This is a genomic window from Flavobacterium cerinum (genome assembly GCF_024496085.1).
GTDB classification, from domain to species: domain Bacteria; phylum Bacteroidota; class Bacteroidia; order Flavobacteriales; family Flavobacteriaceae; genus Flavobacterium; species Flavobacterium cerinum_A.
This window is the reverse complement of the sequence record NZ_CP101751.1, coordinates 1,201,223-1,227,712: the sequence shown is the minus strand read 5'-3', so window position 1 is coordinate 1,227,712 and position 26,490 is coordinate 1,201,223. Positions and strand designations below refer to the sequence as shown.

General features: G+C 38.6%; 24 protein-coding genes and 1 riboswitch. Of the genes, 21 read left to right on the top strand and 3 right to left on the bottom strand.

Annotated elements, in window-relative coordinates; genetic code table 11:
* Positions 1-17: 17 nt before the first annotated feature.
* Entirely contained in the window at positions 18-1,349 is a 1,332-nt protein-coding gene (locus tag NOX80_RS05515) for a sensor histidine kinase (RefSeq protein ID WP_256552317.1), read from the bottom strand.
* A 3-nt stretch (positions 1,350-1,352) separates the two neighbouring features.
* Positions 1,353-2,027, bottom strand: a complete 675-nt coding sequence (locus NOX80_RS05510) for a response regulator transcription factor (RefSeq protein WP_256552316.1) — start codon at positions 2,025-2,027, stop codon at positions 1,353-1,355.
* 135 nt (positions 2,028-2,162) lie between these two features.
* Between NOX80_RS05510 and polA the strand changes: the two genes are divergently transcribed.
* The 8 genes from polA (at position 2,163) to NOX80_RS05470 (ending at position 13,013) form a co-directional block, all read left to right on the top strand.
* A complete protein-coding gene (gene polA, locus NOX80_RS05505) occupies positions 2,163-5,012 on the top strand; it encodes a DNA polymerase I (protein ID WP_256552315.1) in 2,850 nt (949 codons plus the stop codon).
* Between the two features lie 125 nt (positions 5,013-5,137).
* Positions 5,138-6,046, top strand: coding sequence for a nucleotidyltransferase domain-containing protein (locus NOX80_RS05500; protein WP_256552314.1), 909 nt, complete (start codon positions 5,138-5,140; stop codon positions 6,044-6,046).
* On the top strand, positions 6,039-7,496 hold the full coding sequence (locus NOX80_RS05495) for a B12-binding domain-containing radical SAM protein (protein ID WP_256552313.1): 1,458 nt from the start codon (positions 6,039-6,041) through the stop codon (positions 7,494-7,496). Before NOX80_RS05500 ends, NOX80_RS05495 begins: the two co-directional genes overlap by 8 nt.
* Positions 7,493-8,275: a methyltransferase domain-containing protein gene (locus NOX80_RS05490; protein WP_256552312.1), complete on the top strand. Its 783-nt coding sequence runs from the start codon at positions 7,493-7,495 to the stop codon at positions 8,273-8,275. Before NOX80_RS05495 ends, NOX80_RS05490 begins: the two co-directional genes overlap by 4 nt.
* Positions 8,272-9,657 carry a B12-binding domain-containing radical SAM protein gene (locus tag NOX80_RS05485; RefSeq protein WP_256552311.1) on the top strand — a complete coding sequence of 462 codons (1,386 nt, stop codon included), beginning with the start codon at positions 8,272-8,274 and terminating at the stop codon, positions 9,655-9,657. The genes NOX80_RS05490 and NOX80_RS05485 overlap by 4 nt, the downstream gene beginning before the upstream one ends.
* 8 nt (positions 9,658-9,665) lie before the next feature.
* Complete coding sequence (locus NOX80_RS05480) at positions 9,666-11,171, top strand: hypothetical protein (RefSeq protein WP_256552310.1); 1,506 nt, start codon at positions 9,666-9,668, stop codon at positions 11,169-11,171.
* On the top strand, positions 11,146-12,264 hold the full coding sequence (locus tag NOX80_RS05475; protein ID WP_256552309.1) for a hypothetical protein: 1,119 nt from the start codon (positions 11,146-11,148) through the stop codon (positions 12,262-12,264). Before NOX80_RS05480 ends, NOX80_RS05475 begins: the two co-directional genes overlap by 26 nt.
* A 2-nt stretch (positions 12,265-12,266) precedes the next feature.
* Positions 12,267-13,013, top strand: coding sequence for a glycosyltransferase family 2 protein (locus NOX80_RS05470; RefSeq protein ID WP_256552308.1), 747 nt, complete (start codon positions 12,267-12,269; stop codon positions 13,011-13,013).
* A 15-nt stretch (positions 13,014-13,028) separates the two neighbouring features.
* On the opposite strand, the gene NOX80_RS05465 is transcribed toward NOX80_RS05470, so the two are convergent.
* Positions 13,029-13,469, bottom strand: coding sequence for a hypothetical protein (locus NOX80_RS05465; RefSeq protein ID WP_256552307.1), 441 nt, complete (start codon positions 13,467-13,469; stop codon positions 13,029-13,031).
* Positions 13,470-13,704: 235 nt separating this feature from the next.
* Here NOX80_RS05465 and NOX80_RS05460 point away from each other — a divergent pair, with 235 nt between their 5' ends.
* From NOX80_RS05460 to thiC, 13 genes are all read left to right on the top strand, one after another.
* Positions 13,705-15,264 carry a glycosyltransferase family 87 protein gene (locus tag NOX80_RS05460; protein ID WP_256552306.1) on the top strand — a complete coding sequence of 520 codons (1,560 nt, stop codon included), beginning with the start codon at positions 13,705-13,707 and terminating at the stop codon, positions 15,262-15,264.
* Positions 15,261-16,436, top strand: a complete 1,176-nt coding sequence (locus NOX80_RS05455) for a lipopolysaccharide biosynthesis protein (RefSeq protein ID WP_256552305.1) — start codon at positions 15,261-15,263, stop codon at positions 16,434-16,436. Before NOX80_RS05460 ends, NOX80_RS05455 begins: the two co-directional genes overlap by 4 nt.
* Positions 16,423-17,946: a B12-binding domain-containing radical SAM protein gene (locus tag NOX80_RS05450; protein ID WP_256552304.1), complete on the top strand. Its 1,524-nt coding sequence runs from the start codon at positions 16,423-16,425 to the stop codon at positions 17,944-17,946. Before NOX80_RS05455 ends, NOX80_RS05450 begins: the two co-directional genes overlap by 14 nt.
* Complete coding sequence (locus NOX80_RS05445) at positions 17,946-18,608, top strand: methyltransferase (RefSeq protein ID WP_256552303.1); 663 nt, start codon at positions 17,946-17,948, stop codon at positions 18,606-18,608. Before NOX80_RS05450 ends, NOX80_RS05445 begins: the two co-directional genes overlap by 1 nt.
* A gap of 56 nt (positions 18,609-18,664) precedes the next feature.
* On the top strand, positions 18,665-19,975 hold the full coding sequence (locus NOX80_RS05440) for a serine hydrolase domain-containing protein (RefSeq protein WP_256552302.1): 1,311 nt from the start codon (positions 18,665-18,667) through the stop codon (positions 19,973-19,975).
* 219 nt (positions 19,976-20,194) lie between these two features.
* Complete coding sequence (gene rplM / locus NOX80_RS05435; protein WP_256552301.1) at positions 20,195-20,650, top strand: 50S ribosomal protein L13; 456 nt, start codon at positions 20,195-20,197, stop codon at positions 20,648-20,650.
* Positions 20,650-21,036, top strand: a complete 387-nt coding sequence (rpsI, locus tag NOX80_RS05430; protein ID WP_256552300.1) for a 30S ribosomal protein S9 — start codon at positions 20,650-20,652, stop codon at positions 21,034-21,036. Before rplM ends, rpsI begins: the two co-directional genes overlap by 1 nt.
* A 150-nt stretch (positions 21,037-21,186) precedes the next feature.
* Positions 21,187-21,954, top strand: a complete 768-nt coding sequence (gene rpsB / locus NOX80_RS05425; RefSeq protein WP_256552986.1) for a 30S ribosomal protein S2 — start codon at positions 21,187-21,189, stop codon at positions 21,952-21,954.
* Positions 21,955-22,059: 105 nt separating this feature from the next.
* Complete coding sequence (gene tsf, locus NOX80_RS05420) at positions 22,060-22,884, top strand: translation elongation factor Ts (RefSeq protein WP_256552299.1); 825 nt, start codon at positions 22,060-22,062, stop codon at positions 22,882-22,884.
* Positions 22,885-23,015: 131 nt separating this feature from the next.
* Positions 23,016-23,681 (top strand): queuosine precursor transporter, encoded by a 666-nt coding sequence (locus tag NOX80_RS05415; protein ID WP_256552298.1) that lies wholly within the window; start codon positions 23,016-23,018, stop codon positions 23,679-23,681.
* Complete coding sequence (locus NOX80_RS05410; RefSeq protein ID WP_256552297.1) at positions 23,671-24,231, top strand: DNA-3-methyladenine glycosylase I; 561 nt, start codon at positions 23,671-23,673, stop codon at positions 24,229-24,231. Before NOX80_RS05415 ends, NOX80_RS05410 begins: the two co-directional genes overlap by 11 nt.
* Positions 24,232-24,297: 66 nt before the next feature.
* Positions 24,298-24,396: riboswitch (TPP riboswitch) on the top strand.
* 49 nt (positions 24,397-24,445) lie between these two features.
* A complete protein-coding gene (gene thiS / locus NOX80_RS05405; protein WP_256552296.1) occupies positions 24,446-24,652 on the top strand; it encodes a sulfur carrier protein ThiS in 207 nt (68 codons plus the stop codon).
* 16 nt (positions 24,653-24,668) lie between these two features.
* On the top strand, positions 24,669-26,489 hold the full coding sequence (gene thiC, locus NOX80_RS05400; RefSeq protein ID WP_256552295.1) for a phosphomethylpyrimidine synthase ThiC: 1,821 nt from the start codon (positions 24,669-24,671) through the stop codon (positions 26,487-26,489).
* Position 26,490 lies beyond the last annotated feature (1 nt).

Genomic DNA, 26,490 nt, shown 5'->3' with positions numbered 1-26,490 from the left:
TTTTTTTAACATTTAATTCACTTTTCCGGCAATTTAAAATGAACTGTAAAAGTACTTCCGGCATTTTCAACAGAACGAACTGTAATATTACAATTGTGAAAGCGCGCAATACTATTAGCAATAGCCAAACCTAGTCCTTGCCCTTCGACCTGTAAATTGATTCGTGTAAAACGATCGAAGAGTGTAGCTGTCATATCTGCCGGAATACCTTTTCCGGTATCAGTTACGGCCAACCAATATTTTCCTTCTTCGAATCCGTCTGTAAAAATGATGCTTCCGCCTTCTTTGTTATACTTTAAGGCATTCACCAATAAATTAAACAATAAAATATGCATCAGTGTTCGGTTTCCTTTAAAAATGTATTGCTGTTTCAGTTCTGATATAACCGTGATTTCTTTATCTTTAATTCTATCGTCCAGTTCCCCCAACAACTCATTTAGTAATTCCTGTAACACGATCGTTTCATCAGCCTGAAACTTATGGTTTTCGACTTTTGAAATCAACAGTAAATTATTGATAATCTTTTTCAGATTATCGAGTGTTTTTAGTGAACTGACAATCTTTTCCAATCCGTCATTGTCAATCGATTCATTTTGCAACAGATTCTCAAACCGACTTCTCAAAATCGCAATCGGCGTTAATAGTTCATGTGATACATTAGCGATAAACTGTTTTTCTTTTTGCAACACATCCAGCATTCTGTCCATCATCTGATCCAATGCCTGATCCAATTCTTTAAAATCGTCCGAATGGGTCTTTATCGTATCGTTATTATACGTTTCCGGATCATCAATGTGTCGTATCTTACGGTCAATTATTTTATAGAACGGGCGAAGCAGATAATCAATATAAAAAGCTTCCAACAAAAAAGTCAATAGTATCAAACCGATCAAAACGGCAACGGTAAAAAAACGGATCACAAAATACAAATCCTTAACCTGCGCCAGATTATTCCCGATTTCTAACAAATAGGATTTTCCTTCATATTTAAAAGAGTACTGTAAAATCCGGTATTCGTTTTCTTCGTCCTCAATAATTCTGGGCTCCGTCACAAAAACGGTTTTAAACTCCGTTACTTTATCGTCCGGCAGCCTTGATAACTGTAAAAATTCACTGTGCAATTTCGAGAAACTGGCGTAGGTATCGTCCAAATCATTATTCGACAGAAATTCATTGATCTCATCCTTATCGAGATGACGGATAAATTTTTCCCGCTTTTCCAACAAGCTGGTAGTAATATGCCGAAAAACAACTTTTTCGACCAATACAGGTAATACAAACCAAAGTACCACGATCAATACAATTCGGGTAAGAATACTAAAAACGGCAACCTGATGTTTGAATTTCATCTCTTATTCGTTTATACGATAACCGACATTCCGAACCGTTTCAAACCAATCCAGTTTTTCATGCAGTTCCAGTTTTTTTCTCAGGTTACGAACATGTACATCTATAAAATTAGAATCGGAATTTAATTCCAGAACATCACCCCATATATGTTCAGTTAATTGTAAACGGGTCACCACCCTATTTTTATTAAGAACCAAATACTGAAAAACATCAAACTCCTTTTTGGTAAGTCCGACCGCTTTGTCACCATACGTCACTTTATAGTCCTGCAACTGAATCGTAAAACCATGAATTCGGAGTTCATTCACAACAAAACCATGCATCCTTCGAATCACGGCAAAAATCCGGGCTCCCAATTCCGTTAAGGCAAAAGGTTTTGTCAGATAATCGTCGGCTCCCAGTTGAAATCCGTTGATCCGGTCGTCCAGTTCCCCTCTTGCCGTTATAACAATTACGCCCATTTTATTTTGTTCTCTCCGAACGGCATTTAACAAATCCAGTCCGTCACCATCCGGTAATCCGAGATCCAGCAACATCAAATCGTATGTATTCCGGTCGATTTCTTCCAAAGTTTCCCGGCAACTTCTTTTCACTTTACATCGATAACCCGAGCCGGAAAGGAACGTTTCCATTTCCCGGGCCAATTCGTCATGATCCTCAACGATAATAATATTCATAGCGTAACCGGATAAAAATCAACTAAATTTACAGAATAAACACAATCATCCGACGTAACGGAGCATAATTTTCCGTCCGAATTTAAGTCGTATCAATATCGGATTCCTTATTTTTACATTCAAATATCAGATATCATGTCACAACAAAAACGCCTTTTTCTCCTTGATGCCTATGCATTGATTTTTCGCGGGTATTATGCATTTATTAAAAACCCCCGAATCAATTCCAAAGGATTAGATACTTCCGCAGTAATGGGTTTTATGAATTCCCTGATGGATGTTATTAAAAGAGAAAAACCCGGTTATCTGGCTGTTGCTTTCGATAAAGGCGGCAGTGATCTCAGAAACCAGTTATACCCGGAATACAAAGCCAATCGCGATGAAACACCGGAAGCTATAAAAATTGCCGTTCCTTATATTCAGGAAATTCTGAGAGCCATGCATATTCCGATTATGGAATTACCCGGTTATGAAGCCGATGATCTTATCGGGACTTTGGCCAAACAGGCCGAAAAAGAAGGATATACCGTTTATATGGTAACTCCGGATAAGGATTTTGCGCAATTGGTATCCGATAATATTTTTATGTATCGTCCGGCACGTATGGGAAATGATATTGAAATCTGGGGCGTACCGCAGGTTTTGGAAAAATTCGAAATCGAACGTCCGGAACAGGTTATCGACTTTTTGGGAATGATGGGAGATGCTGTCGATAATATCCCGGGACTACCGGGTGTAGGTGAAAAGACGGCAAAAAAATTATTAAAAGAATACGGTTCGATGGAAAACCTTTTAGCCAACACACACGAGCTAAAAGGAAAAATGAAAGAAAACATTGAGGCGAATGTCGAAAAGGGACTTTTATCCAAAACGCTGGCCACTATATTATTGGATTGTCCGGTACAGTTTGATGCAAAAGACTTTGAATTATCCCGACCGGATGTTGAGAAGACGGAAGCCATCTTCCAGGAATTGGAATTCCGTAGAATGAAAGAGCAGTTCGATAAACTTTTCTCCGGCGGAGCCGAATTTGACGAAATCAACACCAATAACCTTGAACCTTCTGCTTCAACAGTTTCCAAAACCCGAAAAACTGCCAAAAACGAGGACCAGTTTTCGCTTTTCGGAGAAGAAGCACAATCAGAAACCGCCACACATAACGGTTTTTATGACACTTTAGAAAATACAGCACATAACTATCAGATCGTACAGGGTGATCTTGGAATCCGATTATTAGTGCAAAACCTGCTTCAACAACAGGAAGTTTGTTTTGACACCGAAACGACCGGACTGGATGCATTGCATGCGGAACTGGTTGGAATTGCGTTTTCATTTGAAAAAGGAAAAGGGTTTTATGTTCCGTTTCCGGAAAGTCAGGAAGAAGCCAAAGTTTTACTTGAAAAACTCCTTCCTTTCTTTCAAAATGAAACCATCCTGAAGATCGGGCAAAACCTGAAATACGACCTGAAAGTACTGGCTAATTACGGAATCACGGTAAAAGGTAAACTTTTTGATACGATGATTGCGCATTACCTGATCAATCCGGATATGCGTCACAATATGGATGTTTTGTCGGAAACCTACTTAAAATATTCACCTAAACCGATTGAAACCTTAATCGGTAAAAAAGGAAAAAACCAGAAGTCAATGCGGGATGTTGCTTTGGAAGACATCAAAGAATATGCTGTTGAAGATGCAGACATAACGCTACAATTAAAGGAATTATTCTCCCAAAAACTGGACAATACCGGTACCAAAAAATTATTTGAAGATATCGAGATCCCATTAGTAACGGTTTTGGCCGATATGGAACGGGAAGGCATTCGTTTAGATGTTGATTTTCTGAAATCGTTATCCAAAGATATGGACAGCGAGATCAAAACTTTTGAAGACAAAATTTACGAAATTGCAGGAGAAAAATTCAATCTTGCCTCACCGAAACAATTAGGAGACATCCTTTTTGAGAAATTAAAAATCGGAGGAGCAAAACAAAAAAAGACAAAAACCGGACAATATGCTACCGGTGAAGAAGTGTTAAGCTATCTGGCCAACGAGCATGAAATTGTACAAAGCATTTTGGACTGGCGTCAGTTGGTTAAGTTAAAAAACACGTATATCGATGCCTTACCGACTCAGGTTGATAAAGTAACACAACGGGTTCACACGGATTATATGCAAACAGTAGCCGCTACCGGCCGATTGAGTTCCAATAATCCGAACCTGCAAAATATTCCGATTCGTACCGAAAGAGGACGTCAGATTCGTAAAGCCTTTATCGCCCGTGATGAAAACTACACGTTACTTTCTGCCGATTACTCTCAGATTGAACTTCGTATCATTGCAGCATTAAGCGGTGAACCGAATATGATTAAGTCATTCCAGAATAACGAAGACATTCACGCTTCTACAGCAGCCAAAGTATTTAATGTTCCGTTGGAAGCCGTAACCCGCGAACAACGTAGCCATGCTAAAACAGTAAACTTCGGAATCATTTACGGGGTTTCTGCTTTCGGGTTGAGCAATCAGACCTCGTTAAGCCGATCAGAGAGTAAAGAATTAATCGACACCTACTATCAGACTTATCCGCGATTAAAAGCCTATATTCAGGAACAGATGGAATTTGCACGCGAACACGGTTATGTACAAACCGTTTTGGGGCGCCGTCGTTATCTGAAAGATATCAATTCGGCTAATGCAGTAGTACGAGGTGCAGCAGAACGAAATGCGGTTAACGCTCCTATTCAGGGAAGTGCTGCCGACATCATTAAAATTGCAATGATTAATATTCATAAACGTATGTTATCCGAAAACTGGAAAAGTAAAATGTTACTACAGGTACACGATGAGCTTGTTTTTGATGTTCACAACAGCGAGTTGGAAAAAATTCAACCGATGGTGAAATACGAAATGGAGCAGGCTTTTAAGCTGGATGTGCCATTAGAAGTGGAGCTCGGTCACGGAAAAGACTGGCTTCAAGCTCACTAATCATTTAAAAAACAATTTGTTATACTTTTTAGTATCATAATTTTAAAATTTTAATATCAATTCAAAGATTTTGCTAATTTTAAAATGTCCAAGCTGACCTTTTATTAATAGCAAAATCTTTTGTTTTGAAGATATTAAAGCCGATTCTTTATTTCTCTATTTTTAATCATCCTTTAAAATTAGACGAACTCTATTCTTTCTCCGAACACGAGAACAGAACGGATTTTGATCTCGAAATAGAATCCGCTTTACAGCAAGGCATTATTACCAAAACCGATTGCTATTATCATATTGATCTGACCAGCGAACATATTAATCGCAGAGAAACCGGTAACAAGAATGCCATAAAAGCTCTCGAAAAAGCACGGGAAAAAGCGCGTTTTATTAGTTCGTGGTTTCCTTTTGTAGAAGGAGTAGCTATATCCGGATCTTTATCTAAAGGTTACTTTGATCAGGATAGTGATGTCGATTATTTTATCATCACCAAACCCGGACATTTATGGACCTGCCGGGCTTTCCTGATTCTTTATAAAAAGCTGTTTCTTTTTAATTCGAGGAAATATTTCTGTATGAATTATTTTATTACGGCCGACAATCTTGAAATTGAAGAAAAAAACCGTTTTACCGCTACAGAAATCGTAACTTTAATTCCGTTATACGGAAAAGAAAAACTGGATGCTTTTTATAAAAGCAATCAATGGGTTCGCTCCTTTTTTCCGAATAAAATAATGACAGATATTGCGACCGTTAAACCCATTAGCAAGAAAAAAAGTATCGAAACACTGGAACGTTTTTTATCCGGTGCTTTTGGTAAACAGATAGAAAAACTGACCTTTTCAACTACTTTTCGGTTTTGGAAACTAAAATTCGAGAAAAAGCTGGCTTCCGAATTTTCAATTGCTTTCAAATCTTCAAAAAGAGTATCGAAACATCATCCTTCCAATTTCCAGAAAAAGATCATAGATGCTTTGAACCGGAAATACGAAGCTTTGTACGCCACACACCGTATACAGTTAACTAAAGAACATGTCTGATATCCTTTTTTCGCACTCTTATTATTACAGACTTGATCCGAAGCAGTGGAACAATCATACGCCTTTTCCGCCTTTGGGAACCCTTTATGCTGCGGCTTTATTACGCGAAAACGGATATACTGTAGACTTATTCGACACCAACCTGTTGGATAGCCCGAAAACAATTACGGCAAAATTAACTACTCAAAAACCTCGTTATCTGATCATTTATGATGACGGGTTTAATTATCTGACCAAAATGTGTCTGACCAAAATGCGGGAAGCCTGTTTTGAGATGATCGCCATCGGAAAACAGCATAATTGCACCGTTATTGTTTGCAGCTCCGATTCTACCGATCATTATTCCAAATATCTTGAAAAAGGAGCGAATTATATCCTGAAAGGCGAAGGCGAAGAAAGTCTGCTGGAACTTATTCATACATTAGAAAATAAAAATCCGGTTAACGGAATAAACGGGATCATCTATACTGATCCGGAAACACAACAAATACAGGTCAATCCGAAGCGAAACGTTATTCAAAACCTGGATGATCTTCCTTTACCGGCCTGGGATTTGGTTGATATCGAATCATACAAAACGATCTGGGAAAAAAGTCCTTATCCGTTTACACTTAATATTGCTACAACACGCGGTTGCCCGTATAAATGTAACTGGTGTGCCAAACCGATATACGGAAATCGTTATAATGCCCATTCTCCTGCCTATATTGTCCAACAAATCGCCTATCTGAAAACTACATTCGGCGTATCCCGTTTTTGGATGTGTGATGATATTTTCGGATTAAAACCCAACTGGGTTCAGGAATTCGGTCAATTGTTAGACGATCAGCAGTTATCCATTCGTTATTATATTCAAAGCCGGGTCGACTTACTGCTAAAAGAAGACACTATTGCAGTACTGGCGCATTCCGGACTCGAAGAAGTATGGGTTGGTGCCGAAAGTGCCTCGCAAAAAATTCTGGATGCGATGGATAAAGGCACAACGGTTGCACAGATTTATGAAGCTACCCGTCTTTTAAAAAAGAAAAACGTAAGAGTTGCCTTTTTCCTTCAATTTGGTTATCTTACAGAAAATCAGGAAGATATTCAAAAAACCATTGCTATGGTAAAAGAATTGCTTCCGGATAATATCGGGATATCGGTTTCGTATCCGCTACCCGGCACCAAGTTTTACGATAAGGTGAAAGAAGATTTACAATTAAAATCGAATTGGACTGATTCAGACGATCTGGACATGATGTTTCACGGCACCTATTCGTCGGCCTATTACCGAAAACTGCAACGACTGGTTCATAAAGAATATCGTATCAGTCAGGGAATTTATTTTCTCCGCAATCTGTTTCGGGAACCGGTCAGCGGAAACAAACTAAAAGCAATCGCAAAACTGGGTTATTATATACCCAGTGTTCAGATCGACCGTTATAAAATAAAAGAATTACAACAATCATGAACGCACCGTTTGACATAGTAGCTCCGGTTTATGATCAAACTTTTACCCACACGGTAATTGGCAAATTGCAACGCGATATAGTCTATACTCATTTAACGGATTGCCTGAACAGCAACCCGGTTAATCATATTCTGGAAATTAACTGTGGTACCGGAGAAGATGCGATTTGGCTGTCCGAAAAAGGCTACCAGGTAACCGCTACCGATTTATCAGAACAGATGATTTCCGTAGCCCGAAAAAAAGATCCGGACGGAAAGATTACATTTCGTCAGGCCGATATCAATACCCTTACCGCTGTTTTCCCTGATACTAATTTTGATGTTATTTTTTCTGATTTCGGCGGATTAAATTGTCTTTCCGAAACCGAACTGGAAGCTTTCTTTCTAAATTCAGGACAACTTCTGTCAAATAACGGACAATTACTTTTAGTAATCATGCCGAAGCACACTATATGGGAGCAGGTTTATTTTTTAGCCAAAGGAAAATGGCGTGAAATATTCCGAAGAAAACAACAAAAAGTAATCGTTACTATTGACGGTGAAGCTATTCCGACTTATTATTACAATCCGGCAGCCATACAACGGATGGCACAACGCTATTTTACCGTTACCCGAATAGCCCCTGTTGGTTTTTTTATACCGCCCTCTTATCTGGAACCTTTCTTAAAGGATAAAAAGCGTTTGGCTGCAATCCTGGAATTCCTTGAAAATAAAATTCGAAATATTCGATTCCTTTCGCGTTACTCCGACCATTATTTTATTGCATTAAAAAAGAGATGAGTATACTGCTGACACACGGATATTATATTTCGGACGATCCGAAAGAGCTCAAGATCATGAAGCCTTATCCGCCATTGGGTCTGCTCTATATTTCAGCTTATTTACTGGAACGGAACATTCCGAATGAAGTCTACGACAGTACGTTTTATTCCCAAAAGGAACAATTGGCATTTATTGCCGAAATGAAGCCGGAAGTCATTGCAATATATACGAATCTGATGACCAAAATCGAGGTGATTCGGTTAATTAAAATATTAAAATCAGATAGCCATTACGGTTTTCCGAAAATTATACTCGGCGGACCGGATGTTACTTATAACTGTGACAATTACCTGAATACCGGAGCCGATTTTATCATTATCGGTGAAGGTGAAGAGACCACCTATCAATTGTACCGGGCTCTGATTCAAAAAGAAGATCATACTACTGTTGACGGTATTGCTTTTTTAGAAAACGGCAAACTGATCAAAACACCCGCACGAACAAAGTTTAGAGAACTTGACGAGCTTCCGTTACCCAATCGCAGCGCCGTTCCGATCGAAAAATACCTGCAAACCTGGAAAGTGAACCATGGTAAAAGCTCGATGACTATCTCTACACAGCGCGGATGTCCTTATACTTGCAAATGGTGTAGCACAGCCGTATACGGACAGAGTTACCGTAGGAGACCGGCCCAACAGGTAGCCGCAGAAATGGCATTATTAAAAAAACAATATCAACCGGATACGATCTGGTTTGTAGACGATGTATTTACGGTAAGTCATAAATGGCTGACAGAGTTCCACAAAGAAGTTCTGGAACAAAATGCACAAATTCCGTTTGAATGTATCACACGTGCTGAAAGACTTAACGATGCCATCCTGCAACTTTTAAAAGAAGCCGGATGTTATCGGATTTGGATCGGTGCTGAAAGCGGTTCCCAAAAAATTATCGACCTGATGGATCGCCGTGTAGACGTAACAGTCGTAAAGCAAGCCATTCAGAAAACAAACGCCTTGGGAATTGAAACCGGAACATTTATTATGGTGGGCTATCCGGGTGAGAACGAAGACGACATTAACAAAACGATACAATATTTAAAAGAAGCCAACCCGACAGAATATACCATTACAGTTGCTTATCCGATTAAAGGAACCTCATTATATGATGAAGTAGAAAGCAAAATCACAATAAAACCGGATTGGGAAACCTCAACAGATCGTCAGATCGATTTTAAAAGAACCTATTCCCGTAAGTTTTACGATTATGCGGTTAGTAAAGTGGTCAATGAAGTAGAATTTTACCGCGAACGAATCAAAACGGACAACCGGGATTTGCTGAAAATAGTAAAGTTAAAAACCAAATCTATTCTGGCCAGTGGTCTGATGTTGATTAGTAAATAAATTGACACATGATAAACGCAGTTGAAAATAAAAATTTCGTTTTTATCGTATTGCTCTATTTTGCGATGAGCTTGTTGGGCATACTGCATCATGAACTCTGGCTTGATGAAGCGCATCACTGGTTACTGGCTCTCGATAGTCATTCTTTTTCCGAATTACTAACCAACATGCAACACGAAGGCCATCCGATGCTTTGGAATATCCTGCTGTTTCTGTTAACCCGAATTACCGATAATCCTTTCTGGATGCAACTGCTTCATATTGTTTTATCCACTCTTACTGTCGGTATTTTTCTTCGCAAATCCCCTTTTTCATCACTCTTTAAAGTGTTATTTGTTTTCGGATATTTTATGTTGTTTGAATACAACCTCATCAGCAGGAATTATATATTGGGATTATTATTCCTCTTTCTGGCTTTAGGTTTATACGATCAGCGAAGAAAAAAATTCCCTCTTTATGCCTTGTTTCTGGTGCTTTCTGCTAATATTCACCTGATGTTTACAGTAATCAGTCTTGCTCTGATGCTCACTTTCGTATATGAAAACAAAAAAAGGATGTTGCGGTATTCACTCGGTTTTACAATTTTTATTTTAGGTTTTGCGCTACTGCTCATACAATTATGGCCTTCTATAAACAGTTCTTTTTTCGGACAAATACAGGAAATACCAATACACGAACGTTTTAGTAAAGGTTTTATTTCTCTTTTTAAAGGACTGATTAACATTCCGGATTTCAGGACTATTCATTTTTGGAATTCCAATCTTTTGGTTAATCTTAGTAAACCATTATCGGCTATCATCGGGTTACTGCTTTATGCGCTTCCGCTATTATTGTTTTACAAACGAAAAACCACACTTATTTTTACTTACACCGCTCTGTTTGGTGTTCAGTGTTTTTTCTTTATCACGCAATTGGGCGCTACCCGTTATTACGGTATCAACTATATCATTATTATAGCTGCTCTATGGATTGACCATCATCATGTACGTTTTGGTCGGAATAACATCAATGTGGATTTTGCCCGAAAAATCAGTATTTACGCTTTGTTATTCATTCAATTCTGTAGCGGATTACTGGCTTATTACTATGATTACCAAAAACCGTTTTCATCCGGAAAACAGGTTGCCGCCTATCTCACACAACATCGTTTGTCTGATCTGGAAACGGTTACTCTATTCTGTGAAGGTACCATTATCGCTCCTTATCTGAAACAACGTCCCTTTTTCCTCTGTACCGATAGTCAGCAAGGATTTTGTAACTGGGGATTACAGTGTAAAACCGATCTGTCCGACGAACAACTGATTGCTTTACTGGAAGCGCATAGCCAGAAAACCGCCGATTTTCTGTTTTTATCCGCACGAAATCTTGCTCAGCCTACTAATCCTACTATCCTTTTAAAAAAACTGACTCATTTAGAACCTTGTATTGTACGCAATACCAATTATTATATTTACCGGGTTATCCGCAATTCGGCAAAATCAATACCGCATGAAAAAACTATTGCTCGTTTTTAGTCTGATACTTACCGCCTGTGTTAACGATTCCTATTCCGATCTGGTCGTAAAGGAAGATAATTCCGTTGTTTTAAAATGGAATAAGGCGTATGATAATGATGACATTCACCAATCATTGATCGGATTAAAATGGGCTTTATCTTATATCGGAGCAAAATTACCCGCTGATGTATCGGGTGTTTACAGTAACGGAGATCGGATTTATATTAACGCGAAAGCTGTCGGTTTATCCGAAAAAGCACAATTACAATTGAATCGGTTACACGATAAAATAAAAAACTCACAGGAATATCAATCACAGGGTACAATCGATTTAGGACGTTATGTAACCTTACTTTTAGGTGCTTCCGAACACTATTATGCGCTTACCGGCGTACCGGAACAATTGGATGTCCTGATGAATCAATATACTTTAAAACCCGAAAAAGGCTATGTCGATAATTCCGGAGTATCATTAGAACATCGCATTATCCGGTTTTCCGAACCAAACGGTCTGAATCAACTGTTTTTATCGACCGAGATTAATCCGGCAGACGGAACTGTTTTCGAATATGAGACAATAGAACTTATGGAAAACGGACAACTTCGATTTGGTATTTTTGATGCTAATGGTATCCGAAAAAACAATGCCGACGCAACCCATTCCAATGCCGGCAAACCTGCTAAATGCATGTGGTGCCATGAATCGTCCATTCAGCCGTTGTTTACCGTTCAGAATAATCACAACGGTTTCCTGCCGTATACTGATTTCCGGGATCGGCTTTTGGATTTCCGGACTTCGCATAACACCTTAAAAAACAACCTTCCAATAGGTGTCGATTTTTCGCAAACACAACAGCATACCCTAACCGAATTATTGTACATTTCGTTTATGGAACCTTCCGCCGAACGTTTAAGTCGGGAATGGAATCTTCCTTTGGCTGATGTTCAAAACCGACTGGCCGGATTACCGACACACATTTATGATGAATTTCCCTTTTTAGGTAATCTTTATCATCGAAAAGATATCGAATCACGCGCACCGTTTCAGGGTTTAACCGTTTCGGATCATGTACGGGAACAGTCACAAACCGAAGTCAATCATCTGAATTAACCATGGTAAACAATCAAAAAATAATAGTTGTACTTCCTGCTTACAATGCCGGAAAAACGATCGAAAGAACCTATAACGAAATTCCTTTTGATCTGGTGGATGATGTTATCCTAACCGATGATTTCAGTAAAGACGATACCATTTCCGTTGCACAAAAACTAGGAATCCGTCATATCATTGCACACGATCGGAATAAGGGTTATGGTGCGAATCAGAAAAGCTGCTATAAAAAAGCATTGGAGCTAAATGCGGATATCATCATTATGCTACACCCGGATTACCAATACACACCGAAACTGATTCCTTCCATGATCAATATGGTGGTGACGGATTTATACGATGTTGTATTAGGTTCCCGAATATTAGGAAAAGGCGCTTTACAAAACGGAATGCCGGTTTATAAATATATTGCCAACCGGCTGTTGACCTTTTTTCAGAATCTGATGATGAACCAGAAATTATCGGAATACCATACCGGTTACCGTTGTTTTAAAGCTTCGGTTTTACAGCAGATTCCTTTTGAAAACAATTCCGACGATTTTGTATTTGATAATGAAATTCTCGCGCAATGTTGTTATCAGAACGCGCGTATCGGTGAAGTATCTTGTCCGACGCATTATTTTGAAGACGCTTCTTCCATCAACCTGCAACGCAGTATTGTTTACGGATTGGGTGTTTTACGCGTCTCTTTGAGTTATGCACTGCAAAAAACAAGATTGTTTTCATTTAAGCTGTTTTCCGGATTGTAAAAAACGGTTCCGACATCATTCTTCAAAATCCTCGTCCCAAAATTCATCCCATCGGATTACGTCGAAATTTTGCTTCGTGATCGTCTCAATTGCAGCATTCATATCATAGCCGGGAGCAAAACCGTAAGTCGACTCTACGTAGAAATCATCACTATCAGCATCTGTCGTTATTTTAAAAATACGGGAAAAACCGGGCGTATCCGATGGCGCCACATATTCGGTCCAAATGGTACTAAGTATCGCAAAACCGGCCTGAAAATCTTCATCGCTGATGTCTATTTCATCCACAAATTTCGGCCCTTTCCCTTTGAGTGATCGGTCATAAATATAGAAAGGGGAATCATAAACCGTTTGTGATACGTTTGAAACCGACATTCCATACATTTCAAAGAATTCCGACAGATAAAATACCAACACTGCGGGTTTTTCGGTATGCTGTAGTAAATTTTCGTTCATAATTTTTTTATTAATTCTAAAAACAATATTAATTCAATAAAACCAGCAATACTAAAAAAGCATTATTTTTCTTTCAGTTTTGAAATGGAAAAAATAATACTTTTATCAATATAAAATTGAAAAAACACGGAATCCTTTTTCTTCGTTCAACCTATAACGCAGTTATGTATCCGAATTAGCTGTTTTCACGTATCTTTGAAAGATACCTTTCAAAACCTTGCTTTATTTTCAAGCTATGAAACAACTGTTTAAAACCTATTATCCTTTGTTCCCGATAATTGCGCTGTGCGGTTTTTACGTCTATCAGGCAACCGGTTTTGTTTTGCATGATTTTGCGAATTACTATTTTGGCGGGTATTTTTTTTCAGAAGGTCATTTTACATCGGATTTGTATTTTCCCGATATTTTTAACCGGGAGATTGCTACGCTAGGTTACACTTCCGTTTTTACCAGTTTTGCACCGAACACACCGTTTTTGACGCTGCTTTTCTATCCGTTTCATTTTGTAAACCCATTTACAGCCAAACTTGTTTTTAACCTCATCAGTTGCGTTTTATTTCTATACAGTTTGAGTCGGATTTTCCGCTTTTATACGATCAAGCCCGTTTACCTGATTGTCCTTCCCGTTCTCTTTTTTATACCGATAAAAAACAACCTGTTGTTCGGACAATTGTATTTTCTACTCTTTTTCCTGTTGGCCGAAGGCTGGCTCGCTTACGAAAGAAAACGCTTCACGCCAATGGCATTATTTTGGAGCCTTGCTATACTGATTAAAATATTTCCGGCTATTCTTATTCTTTTTCTTCTCTTCCGAAAAAATTATAAAGCCGCTTTATTACTTATCGGTTTTTGTTTCGGTTTTACACTGTTATCCGTTTTGACAAACGGAATTGAAATATGGATTTTCTTTTTACGGGACGTTTTTCCAAAAGCTTCCAACGGTGAAATTGCCACCGCTTTTGTCGACAATTACCAATCGGTTCATATGTTCCTTAAACGTCTTTTTATTTTTGATCCGATTGAAAATCAAAACCCGGTATTCGACAGTCCATTGCTTTTTAAAACACTGTTAACAGCATTTAAACTGAGCTTACTTTTTATCGGTTATTGCATCACTAAGAATGATCAAAATAAACTATTTGCTTTTTCCTATTGGATTATAGCTGCAATACTCGTGTCGCCTTATGGGAGTACGTACACCTTTATCCTGTTGTTATTCCCGTTTCTTTATCTGGTCAAACAACCCGGATCATTACCCGCAAAAACAATGGTTCTGTTATTGCTCTTTATAAGCTGTAATATCCCAATATCGATACTGATCACAAAGACTTTTCCGGTTTCCTATCTGCGAATGGCATTTGTTATTGCATTTTCAGTGTGGTATCTCAGCAGTATTCGCAACAGCATTCCGTGGAAAAAAAGCATCTGGATTCCGGTATTTTCCGTTTTGATTGGCATCAGTGGCTTTTATCTTCAAACCAAAGACAACAGCACGCCTATTCTTCCAAAAGACAGTCCCATCCTCATTTATGATTATACCGTTTCCGATGATCAGCTTCGTTATTTTTTTCGGGATGAAAACGGAGAACATTCCGCAACCATTCCTCTTCCGGAAGTAAAACAATCGGAAGCCCTTATTCAAAACAACCAAATATTTTACAACAACAAACAGCAAACTTTCGGATCAGATCATAAGCGAAAAGCAATCGTATTAGATCGGCAAACCTTGTTGTATTTGTCGGATTACGATCGTGGTATCGGGTTTTATACGTTACGAAAAAGCACCATTCATTGAGAACAAAAAACCGCAACAGAATCGCCCACATTTCCGGTAATACAATACGTCAGCTTATTGTATCGGTATTTGGCATGGCCATTCCTTTTCTGGTAATCCATTTTTCGCAGAAAGAAATCTGGGGCAGCTTTGTTTCCATCTTATTGTACACATTGTTTGCCGTTCAGGTCATCAACTGGGGCAATAAAGAATATATGTTACGCTTGTTTAGCCTGCTGCCGAATAAAATCAAAAAGAACTATTCCCGTATCTTATACTCCCGTTTACCGCTAGTATTTTTATTTACGATTGGAAGTCTTTTGCTGTTTCCGCTTTCGTATACATTTTACATTTTTATCTGGATATTGGGGCGTTATTTCAACCACTCGACCGAAGCATTGGTTATTTATGAAAAAAAGTTCAACGCTTCTATCCTGATTGAAACAGCCAGCTTCTTCGTTTTCCTACTCCCTTTTTATCTGTTGAAAGACGATTTCGGAATTTATTCCCTGTTGGTCAATTATAGTTTTTACCAGTTTATCCGCGGAACCGGTTACTTCCTATTATTCCAGAAATACCTGTCGGCCGAAAACATGAAAACGGACACCTCTTATTTTAAGCAGGCATTTCCGTTTTTTGTATTATCGATATTGGGTTTTTTCACCTCAAAAATCGATGTTTATATAATCGATTATTTTGAAAACCGAACCATTGTTGCCAATTATCAGGTACTAAATAGTTTACTGGTTTTTGCCATGTCGGTTGCCGCATTTATTTATGCTCCGTTTACAAAGAATATTTACCGGAACAACAAAACTACCGTTGCTAAAATTCAGAAGCAGCTCTCTTTATTGGGATTATTTCTAGTCCCGATCGGATTACTTTTCATTCATCTGATAACTGTTTTTTACCTGAAAACACAATTCTCTTTCTGGTTTTACAGCATTGCATTTTTTTATGTTTATCCGTCATTTGTCTATGGAATTAAGATCGTAGAACTCTTTAAAAATCATCGGGAAAAAACCGTGATAAAAATTTTATTGACAGGAACTTTGATCAATACTATTATATCGACAATATTAGTATATTTAAACTATGGAATGAGCGGGGCCTTATTCGGTTCAGCTATAGCGCAATTGGTTCAGTTAATACTTACAGTTAAACCTTCATTATTAAAATTTGAAAAAGAATAAAGTCATATTATTCAATCCCAGAAGTGCTAACAGTAAGCATCGGATTCCGAACTCCATCTTACAGGTAGGCGCTTCGATTCACGGCATTTACGATTATGTATTTGTTGACGGTAATCTGGAAACTGATCCGTGGCAAACCATCGAAAAATATCTGGCGACGGGCGAATTCGGTTATTTCGGATCTACTGTAATGCCCGGTCCGCAACTCAAACAAGCTATTCCGTTTACAAAAAAAATAAAAGAGCAATATCCGGAAACCATTACTATATGGGGCGGTTACTTTGCTTCCAATCAATATAAAGTGGCATTGAATTCCGGTTATGTGGATTATATCATCAATGGTCCCGGTGACAATACATTTCCGGCACTTTTAAATGCTTTAGAAAACAACGAACCGGAGCAAATCGTATTGATCAAAAATCTGATTTATAAAAAACCGGACAATACCATTACCAAAACACCAACCGAAGCGTTACTGGATCAGGATACACTTCCTAAATTTCCGTACGAATACCTAAACCAGTTTTACCCGGTTCGAAATTACCTGGCCAAAACTTTTATGGGAAGTAAAACACTTTCCTATCATTCCAGCATGGGTTGTCCTTTTTCCTGTTCCTTTTGTGCCGTTGTACCGATTTATAATGCCCGATGGAAAGGCATGTCGGCCAAAAGAATTTATGAAGATGTGCACTATTTCAAGAAAAAGTACAATATCGATGCTATCGAATTCCACGACAACAATTTTTTCACTTCAAAAAAGAGAGTTCTGGAATTTTCGGAACTGATCTTAAATGACAATATCAGTTATTGGGGCGAAGGTCGGATTGACACGATCAATATGTATTCAGACGATGAACTCCGACTGATGCGCAAAGCCGGTTGCAAAATGATTTTTTTAGGCGCCGAAACCGGAAACGACAATATCCTAAAACAAATGAACAAAGGCGGTACACAGTCCGGACAAATGATCAAAGACTTTGTATTGCGAATGAAAAACGTCGATATCGTACCCGAACTTTCGTTTGTATTAGGTATGCCCGCGGCTACTGAAAAAGAAGTTTACGATCAGATTGTATGGGATATTAATTTTATTCGTGAGATTAAAACAATCAATCCGAAAGCCGAAATTATCATTTATTTATACAGCCCGGTACCAACGGAAGGTTCCGAATTATACCAGCAAATACTGGATGCCGGTTTTTCATTTCCGGAACATCTGGAAGATTGGATTTCACCGAGTTGGGAGAACTTTGACTTACGCAAAAATCCGATCACACCGTGGTTAAAACCTTATATGATCGATACCATCAAAAATTTTGAAACCGTTTTAAACGGCTACTATCCCACTGTATCCGATTTCAGAATAAGGGGACTTAAAAGGACTGTATTACAAACCCTATCGGGATTGCGTTATAAAACCGGTTTTTATCAATATCCTTATGAAATTAAGGCATTGCATAAAATCTGGAGATACCGCCAACCTGAAATTGAAGGATTTTATTCCGAGTAATGAGAAAGCTAATCCAACGAATTATCAGTCCGCTACTAAAAAAAGGCAGCGCATTATACTTATCAAAACCTCGGAAATACCGTTATAAAAACATCAGTGTTCGGGTTGAACCGGGCGTATTTCCTCCTTTCATTACAATCAGCACCAAATTGTTATTGCAATTTATCGAACCGTTGCCTTTGCAAAACAAAAGTTTTCTCGAACTGGGTTGCGGTTGCGGTATTATCTCCATACTGGCAGCACAAAAAGAAGCACAAGTCATCGCTTCCGACATTAACGAAACAGCACTTGAAGCATTACAACAAAATGCCGTTGCCAATCATGTTTCCCTATCGATCGTATATTCCGATCTTTTCAGCGAATTTAAAAACCGGACATTCGATTATATCATTATAAATCCGCCTTATTATCCTAAAAACCCACAAAATACAGCAGAGAAAGCCTGGTTTTGCGGTGAGAACTTTGATTATTTCGAACGCCTTTTTCATCAACTTCCGGAATATTTGTCGGCAATCAACAAAACGTATATGATCCTCTCAGAAGATTGTGATCTTACTTCCATCCGTGCAATCGCCACCCGAAATGATCTCAAAATGACAAGTATTCATTCCGAACGGGTATTCGGCGAACAGAACACTATTTTTATCATTGAAAAAAAATAAATTTATTGGTACCTTTCGGGAATTAATACTACCAATAGTATCTAACATTTGAATTCATGAAAAAAAACATCCTATTTTTATTTTTATTCCTTTCATTTTCAATTGTTGCTCAGGAAAAAACACGTTTCAACAAAATAGACAGTTTGTTGACTTACTTGTATGATAACAACAAATTTATGGGAGCAGTAAGTCTTCAGGAAAACGGAAATACAGTTTTTGAAAAGAATTACGGATTTGCGGATGTAGAAAACAATATACCTGCTGATGCCGACACAAAATACAGAATCGGATCCATAACGAAAACATTTACTGCTTCGATCATTTTTCAATTAATTGAAGAAAAAAAGCTGACATTAGAAACCAAATTATCCAAGTTTTATTCGGAGATACCAAATGCCGGTTCCATTACCATCGGAATGATGTTAAACCACAAAAGCGGAATTGCCAATTATACTGACAACACTTTTCAGACCTATAAAACAAAGCCGCAAACCAAACGCGACATGTTAAAACGGATAGCAGCATTGCAACCGACTTTCGAACCCGATACCAGAGCAGAATACAGTAATTCCAATTACCTGTTATTAGGCTATATCATCGAATCGATCACCGGAAAGAATTATGGTGACAATGTAGCAACTCGAATAACAAATAAAATCGGTTTAAAAAACACGTATTATCCAAAAAAGGGTGCTCCGGGTAAGAATGAAGCTTTTTCCTATAGCTTTAGTAACAACAAATGGAACAGAACCGACTCCTGGGATTTAAGCGTAGCCAATGCAGCCGGTGCTTTGGTATCGACAGCTTCCGATCTGACCACCTTTATCAATGCACTTTTTACCGGAAAAATTATCAAGCCTGCATCATTAGCACAAATGACCACAGTGGAGAAAGGCTATGGCAAAGGACTTTTACAGTTTCCGTTTAGCGACAAACGTTTTTTAGGACATAACGGAATCATTGAAGATTTCCGATCCATGGTCGCTTATCATCCCAGTGATAAAATCGCTGTTTCCCTTATCGTGAACGGAAACAATTATAATGAAAATGAAATTCTAATGGGCATCCTGAGTATTTATTATAAAATACCGTATCGTTTTCCGAATCTGAAAACCGTAGCAGTCGATCAAAAGCTACTGAAAAGCTATGAAGGGGTATACAGTTCCAAACAGGTACCGTTACAACTTACAATTAAACTCGAAAACGGAGAATTAACAGGACAAGCTACAGGACAAGGCGCATTTCCGCTAAAAGCTTTAAGTCCGACAGAGTTTACTTTTGACGCGGCCGGAATAGAAATCACCTTTAAAAACAACGGTTTACTTTTAAAACAAGGCGACAGCAAACTCAATTTCTCCAAAGAATAGGCTCAAAATACGGATTTACAACCGGCACAATTGATTGAAACGTCAAAAAAAGGAAGATTGTTTCATAACGAACCACTTAAATCGTTACAAAATGAACAATAACACAACTGATTATCAATCAATAAAATATTATTGAGCAGACATTTGTATTTAAAATAAATATTTGTACTTTTGCAACCCCTTTATTGGGGATGGAATGTTTAATTAAAATAAATTATTGTGAACAATTTAAGCTACAAGACAGTATCAGCTAACAAGGCAACTGCTCAAAAAGAGTGGATCGTTGTAGATGCTGAAGGTCATAACTTAGGGCGTTTTGCTTCAAAAGTAGCCATGCTATTAAGAGGTAAATACAAGACTAGTTATACACCGCACGTGGACTGTGGAGATAACGTAATTGTTATCAACGCAGAAAAAATCAACCTAACTGGTAACAAACTGGAGGATAAAACTTATATCCGTCACACAGGTTACCCAGGTGGTCAAAGAAGTTTATCTGCTAAAGTAATGCAACAAAAAAACCCTGCATTATTAGTAGAGAAAGCTGTAAAAGGAATGTTGCCTAAAAACAAATTAGGAGCACAATTATTCCGCAATTTAAATGTATATGTAGGTTCTGAGCACAAACATGATGCACAACAACCTAAAACCGTTAACTTAAACGATCTAAAGTAATGGGAGTTATTCACAAAATCGGTAGAAGAAAAACCGCTGTTGCTCGTGTATATGTTACAGAAGGAACTGGAAACATCACGGTAAACAAAAGAGAATTTACAACTTACTTCCCAACTGCTACATTACAGTACAAAGTGATGCAACCGTTAGCAATGACTGAAAACGCTGCTAATTTTGACATCAAAGTAAATGTATACGGTGGAGGAACAACAGGTCAGGCAGAAGCTGTACGTATGGCTATTGCAAGAGCTATGTGTGAAGTAGAAGTTGAGAACAGAGCTATCTTAAAACCAGAAGGATTACTAACAAGAGATCCTCGTATGGTTGAGCGTAAGAAATTCGGTCAGAAGAAAGCTCGTAAGAGATTCCAATTCTCTAAACGTTAATATTTATTTTTTATTAAAAAAACTAAGTTTTTGTTGCTCTCCTGCCGAGGTAGGAATTAGTTTAGCATCTAAATGGCGAAGACCAGAATATCAAATTGATAAATCGCTACTTCCCCATTGCTAATACAACAGAACGTAAACTATTACAAAATGGCAAACAAAGTAGAAGTTAAAGAATTACTAGAAGCAGGTGTTCACTTCGGACACATGACTAGAAAATGGGATCCAAACATGGCTCCTTACATCTATATGGAGCGTAATGGTATTCACATTATCAATCTATATAAAACTGCAGCTAAGATCGAAGAAGCTAATGAGGCTTTGAAAAAGATCGCTGCATCCGGTAGAAAAGTACTTTTCGTAGCTACCAAAAAACAAGCAAAAGATATCGTTGCTGAAAAAGCTACAGCTGCTAACATGCCATTCATCACTGAAAGATGGCCAGGTGGTATGTTGACTAACTTCGTAACTATCCGTAAAGCTGTTAAAAAAATGGCTTCTATTGATAAAATGAAGAAAGACGGTACTTTCATGACATTATCTAAAAAAGAACGTTTACAGGTAGATCGTCTTCGTGCAAAACTTGAGAAAAACTTAGGTTCTATTGCTGACATGACCCGATTACCAGCTGCGTTGTTTGTAGTGGATATCAAAGCGGAACATATCGCTGTAAAAGAAGCACAAAAATTAAACATTCCAGTTTTTGCTATGGTAGATACCAACTCTGACCCACGTCAGGTTGATTATGTTATCCCGGCTAACGATGATGCTTCAAAATCAATCGACAAAGTTTTATCTTTAGTAAGCGGTGCTATCATTGAAGGACTTTCTGACAGAAAATCTGACAAAGAAGAGCAACCAGCCGGAGAAGTAGCAGCTGCTCAAACAGAAGCTACAACAACTTCATCTGAAGAATAAAAATAACATTATGATAAAGTCGTTGTGCTGGTGGATGCTTACTTTTGTAGCGACTATCAACATAACGACTTCATTTTTTTAACCTAAAAATAAAACACTTTCAAAATGGCAAATATTACTGCTGCAGACGTAAATAAATTAAGACAAATTACCGGTGCCGGTATGATGGATTGTAAAAAAGCTTTAGTTGAAGCTGATGGAGATTTTGATTTAGCAATCGAAAACCTACGTAAAAAAGGTCAGAAAGTTGCTGCTAACCGTTCAGATAGAGAATCTACTGAAGGAGCTGCTATTGCTATTGTTAACGCTGACAAAACTGCTGGTGTTGTTATCTCATTAAACTGTGAGACTGACTTCGTAGGTAAAAATGAAGGTTTCGTAAAATTAGCTACAGACTTAGCTAACCAGGCGTTAAACTATGCTACTAAAGAAGAATTTTTAGCTTCTGATTTCAACGGAATTACTGTTGCTGACAAATTGATCGAGCAAACAGGAGTTATCGGTGAGAAAATCGAAATCGGTGCTTTTGAGCGTTTAGAAGGTGCTTTCGTTGGATCTTACATCCACGCTGGTAACAAAATCGCTACATTAGTATCTTTATCTGCTAACGTTGACGGTGCTGAAGAAGCTTCAAGAAACGTAGCAATGCAAGCAGCTGCTATGGCTCCTATCGCATTAAACGAAGAAGGTGTTGATGCTGCTATCATCGAAAAAGAAATCGAAATCGCTAAAGATTTATTACGTCAGGAAGGAAAAGCTGAGGCTATGTTAGACAACATCGCTAAAGGAAAATTAGCTCGTTTCTTCAAAGACAATACTTTAATCAACCAGGATTATATCAAAGAACCTAAAATGAGCGTTGCAGAATATGTAAAATCTGTAGACGGAGCATTAACAGTTACTGGTTTCAAAAGAGCTGCTTTAGCATAATTCCTGCAACAGGAAAAAACATATAGCCTATTCGGCTTTAAAACCCTGGTCAATGACCGGGGTTTTATTTTTATCTCCATCCAATCTTCAAAATCATTAACTTTGGGAATCACAAAATAATACTATCCCAAATGTTTAAAACCAAAAGAGACCTGGTTTATATCATATTAGCCGGAATCTTTATAGCCAATGCCGTTGTAGCCGAATTAACCGGCGGAAAACTGATCCAGATAGGCCCTTTTATCATGAGTATCGGAATTATTCCGTGGCCGGTCGTATTTATCACAACCGACCTCATCAATGAGCATTTCGGACGTGACGGCGTTAAAAAGTTATCGTTTATCACTGCCGGACTAATTGCTTACTGCTTACTCATTCTTTTTGTTGCGATACAAATTCCCGCTGCAAAAGGCATCAGTACTGTAACCGATGAACAATTTAAAACTGTATTCGGGCAGGGCGTATGGATTATGATTGCCAGTATTATCGCTTTTTTAGTTTCCCAATTAATCGATGTGTCCATATTCTGGTTCCTTCGAAATAAAACCGGAAAAAAAATGATCTGGCTTAGAAGTACCGGCTCTACTGTAATTTCTCAATTATTCGACAGTTTTATCGTTTCCGGTATCGCCTTTTGGATGACAGGCAAAATCACAACCGCAGAATACATTAATATGGCCACAACCGGCTATACTTTCAAGTTGATCATTGCTATTTGTTTAACACCGATGATTTATCTAGGACATTATATTATTGAAAAATATTTATCAGAAGACCCGATATCCGATGGAGACTAAAGAACGATGCGGATGGTGCAAAAACGATGCGCTATACGAAAAATACCACGATGAAGAATGGGGCGTTCCCGTTTATGAAGATCAAAAGTTATTCGAATTCCTTATTCTGGAAACCTTTCAGGCCGGATTAAGCTGGATCACCATACTTCGAAAAAGAGAAAACTTCCGTGAGGCATTCGACCAATTCGATTACAAAATTGTAGCACAATACAATGAAGATAAAATCCAGGAATTACTCGAAAATCCGGGGATTATTCGCAACAAACTAAAAGTACGTGCAGCCGTTTCAAATGCTCAGGCTTTTATGCTGGTGCAACAGGAATTCGGCAGTTTCTCCGAATACATCTGGGGATTCACCGGTGGCGGACCGATAATCAATACTCACAAAACATTAAAGGACATTCCGGCCACTACTCCACTATCCGATCAGATCAGTAAAGACCTTAAGAAAAGAGGCTTTAAATTTGTAGGATCAACAGTTGTGTACGCGCATATGCAAGCAACCGGCATGGTAGACGATCATATCGAAAACTGCTGGAAAAGAAATTAGCATAATCCGTTAGGAATGTTAAATACTAATTCCACAAACAGATTTCTAAAATTAAATACTACATTTGTTTCACTTTAGGGGTGTCTATATACAATATAGGCTGAGATTTTACCCTTTGAACCTGATCCAGTTCATACTGGCGGAGGGAAAAGTGAGATGACTTCATATTATGTAGCCATTCCTAAAGTGCGTACCTATATAACAACTTTAAGGAATGGAAATCACAATCAACAATCAGATTAGTACAGTACCTGATTCCGGTTTTACGGTTCAGGCGCTACTCGATCGGGAACTCCCAAACAAGCAAAACGGCATTGCGCTTGCCATTAACAATTCGGTTATTCCTAAAACCGAATGGAACGCTCGTTACATTACGCAAAACGATCAAATTCTGATTATTTCCGCCACTCAAGGAGGATAAACCAACCCTACATAAAATGAACGAAAACAAACACAGTATTTCGAGAACCCCTTTCCCGAATTCAAAAAAAATTTACGTATCGGGCACAATACATCCGATAAAAGTCGCCATGCGCGAAATAGCTTTACATGACACGAAACTGGCCAATGGCGGTAGAGAACACAATCCTCCTGTAACCGTTTATGACACAAGCGGACCTTATACCGATCCGGATGTAGCTATTGATGTACGAAAAGGATTATCACGAATACGCGAACAATGGATTCTGGACCGTGAAGATGTTGAAACATTGGACAACATAAGCTCAGACTACGGAAAAGAACGTCTCAATAACCCTAATCTGGATCATTTACGATTCGAATACCTCCACAAACCCAAGCGTGCAAAAGACGGAGCCAATGTAACGCAACTCCATTATGCTAAAAAGGGAATCATCACACCCGAAATGGAATATATCGCCATCCGCGAGAACCAACGTATCGACCAACTTGCCGAACAAACTCAGGCCATGCAACAACAACATTCCGGTAATAGCTTCGGTGCTAATACGCCGAAAAAATACATTACCCCGGAGTTTGTCAGAAGCGAAGTTGCAGCCGGACGAGCTATTATTCCGAATAACATCAACCATCCGGAAAGCGAACCGATGATCGTTGGTCGAAACTTCCTGGTAAAGATTAACGCCAATATCGGAAACAGCGCCGTTACATCCAGCATTGAAGAAGAAGTAGAAAAAGCCGTATGGGCATGTCGTTGGGGAGCTGATACTATCATGGATTTATCAACCGGAAAAAACATACACGAAACCCGTGAATGGATAATTCGCAACTCACCTGTTCCGATTGGTACCGTACCGATTTATCAGGCATTAGAAAAAGTAAAAGGAGTAGCCGAAAATCTGACTTGGGAAATTTTCAGAGATACCCTAATTGAGCAAGCCGAACAAGGTGTATCTTATTTTACAATTCATGCCGGTGTTTTACTACGCTATATACACCTAACAGCCAATCGTGTAACCGGAATCGTATCCCGAGGTGGGTCAATCATGGCCAAATGGTGTCTTTTTCATCATAAAGAAAACTTCTTATACACGCATTTTGAGGAGATCTGTGAAATCATGAAAGCTTATGACGTTGCTTTTTCACTTGGAGACGGTTTGCGACCGGGATCAATTGCCGATGCTAATGATGCTGCCCAATTTGCCGAACTGGAAACACTGGGCGAGCTCACCAAAATTGCCTGGAAACATGATGTGCAAGTCTTTATTGAAGGTCCGGGACATGTACCAATGCACATGATCAAAGAAAACATGGACAAACAACTGGAACATTGTGCCGAAGCACCGTTTTACACATTAGGTCCTTTAACAACGGATATTGCTCCCGGTTACGATCATATTACCTCAGCGATCGGTGCAGCCATGATCGGATGGTACGGTACAGCAATGCTTTGCTATGTAACGCCAAAAGAACACTTAGGCTTACCTAATAAAAAAGACGTAAAAGACGGTGTGATAACTTATAAGATTGCGGCTCATGCTGCCGATCTTGCGAAGGGACATCCCGGCGCACAATACCGCGACAATGCATTAAGTAAAGCCCGATTCGAATTCCGTTGGGAAGATCAGTTCAATCTGGCTTTAGATCCCGACACGGCGAGAGAATTCCACGATGAAACCTTACCGGCAGACGGTGCCAAAGTAGCGCATTTTTGTTCAATGTGCGGTCCGAAATTCTGCTCTATGAAAATATCACAGGAAATACGTGAAGTTGCGGAAAAAGGAATGTTAGAGAAGTCGGAAGAGTTTATTGAAAGCGGAAAAGAGATTTACCTGTAGT

What these genes read in the sequence shown, in the direction of transcription:
- NOX80_RS05475 (WP_256552309.1), top strand. Translation starts at nt 11,146, where the DNA reads ATGAAAAAACTATTGCTCGTTTTTAGTCTGATACTTACCGCCTGTGTT.
- NOX80_RS05480 (WP_256552310.1), top strand. Translation starts at nt 9,666, where the DNA reads ATGATAAACGCAGTTGAAAATAAAAATTTCGTTTTTATCGTATTGCTC.
- NOX80_RS05440 (WP_256552302.1), top strand. Translation starts at nt 18,665, where the DNA reads ATGAAAAAAAACATCCTATTTTTATTTTTATTCCTTTCATTTTCAATT.
- NOX80_RS05495 (WP_256552313.1), top strand. Translation starts at nt 6,039, where the DNA reads ATGTCTGATATCCTTTTTTCGCACTCTTATTATTACAGACTTGATCCG.
- NOX80_RS05460 (WP_256552306.1), top strand. Translation starts at nt 13,705, where the DNA reads ATGAAACAACTGTTTAAAACCTATTATCCTTTGTTCCCGATAATTGCG.
- NOX80_RS05515 (WP_256552317.1), bottom strand. Translation starts at nt 1,349, where the DNA reads ATGAAATTCAAACATCAGGTTGCCGTTTTTAGTATTCTTACCCGAATT.
- NOX80_RS05485 (WP_256552311.1), top strand. Translation starts at nt 8,272, where the DNA reads ATGAGTATACTGCTGACACACGGATATTATATTTCGGACGATCCGAAA.
- NOX80_RS05465 (WP_256552307.1), bottom strand. Translation starts at nt 13,469, where the DNA reads ATGAACGAAAATTTACTACAGCATACCGAAAAACCCGCAGTGTTGGTA.
- NOX80_RS05470 (WP_256552308.1), top strand. Translation starts at nt 12,267, where the DNA reads ATGGTAAACAATCAAAAAATAATAGTTGTACTTCCTGCTTACAATGCC.
- thiC (WP_256552295.1), top strand. Translation starts at nt 24,669, where the DNA reads ATGAACGAAAACAAACACAGTATTTCGAGAACCCCTTTCCCGAATTCA.
- NOX80_RS05510 (WP_256552316.1), bottom strand. Translation starts at nt 2,027, where the DNA reads ATGAATATTATTATCGTTGAGGATCATGACGAATTGGCCCGGGAAATG.
- rpsB (WP_256552986.1), top strand. Translation starts at nt 21,187, where the DNA reads ATGGCAAACAAAGTAGAAGTTAAAGAATTACTAGAAGCAGGTGTTCAC.
- NOX80_RS05410 (WP_256552297.1), top strand. Translation starts at nt 23,671, where the DNA reads ATGGAGACTAAAGAACGATGCGGATGGTGCAAAAACGATGCGCTATAC.
- tsf (WP_256552299.1), top strand. Translation starts at nt 22,060, where the DNA reads ATGGCAAATATTACTGCTGCAGACGTAAATAAATTAAGACAAATTACC.
- NOX80_RS05445 (WP_256552303.1), top strand. Translation starts at nt 17,946, where the DNA reads ATGAGAAAGCTAATCCAACGAATTATCAGTCCGCTACTAAAAAAAGGC.
- polA (WP_256552315.1), top strand. Translation starts at nt 2,163, where the DNA reads ATGTCACAACAAAAACGCCTTTTTCTCCTTGATGCCTATGCATTGATT.
- NOX80_RS05415 (WP_256552298.1), top strand. Translation starts at nt 23,016, where the DNA reads ATGTTTAAAACCAAAAGAGACCTGGTTTATATCATATTAGCCGGAATC.
- thiS (WP_256552296.1), top strand. Translation starts at nt 24,446, where the DNA reads ATGGAAATCACAATCAACAATCAGATTAGTACAGTACCTGATTCCGGT.
- rpsI (WP_256552300.1), top strand. Translation starts at nt 20,650, where the DNA reads ATGGGAGTTATTCACAAAATCGGTAGAAGAAAAACCGCTGTTGCTCGT.
- NOX80_RS05490 (WP_256552312.1), top strand. Translation starts at nt 7,493, where the DNA reads ATGAACGCACCGTTTGACATAGTAGCTCCGGTTTATGATCAAACTTTT.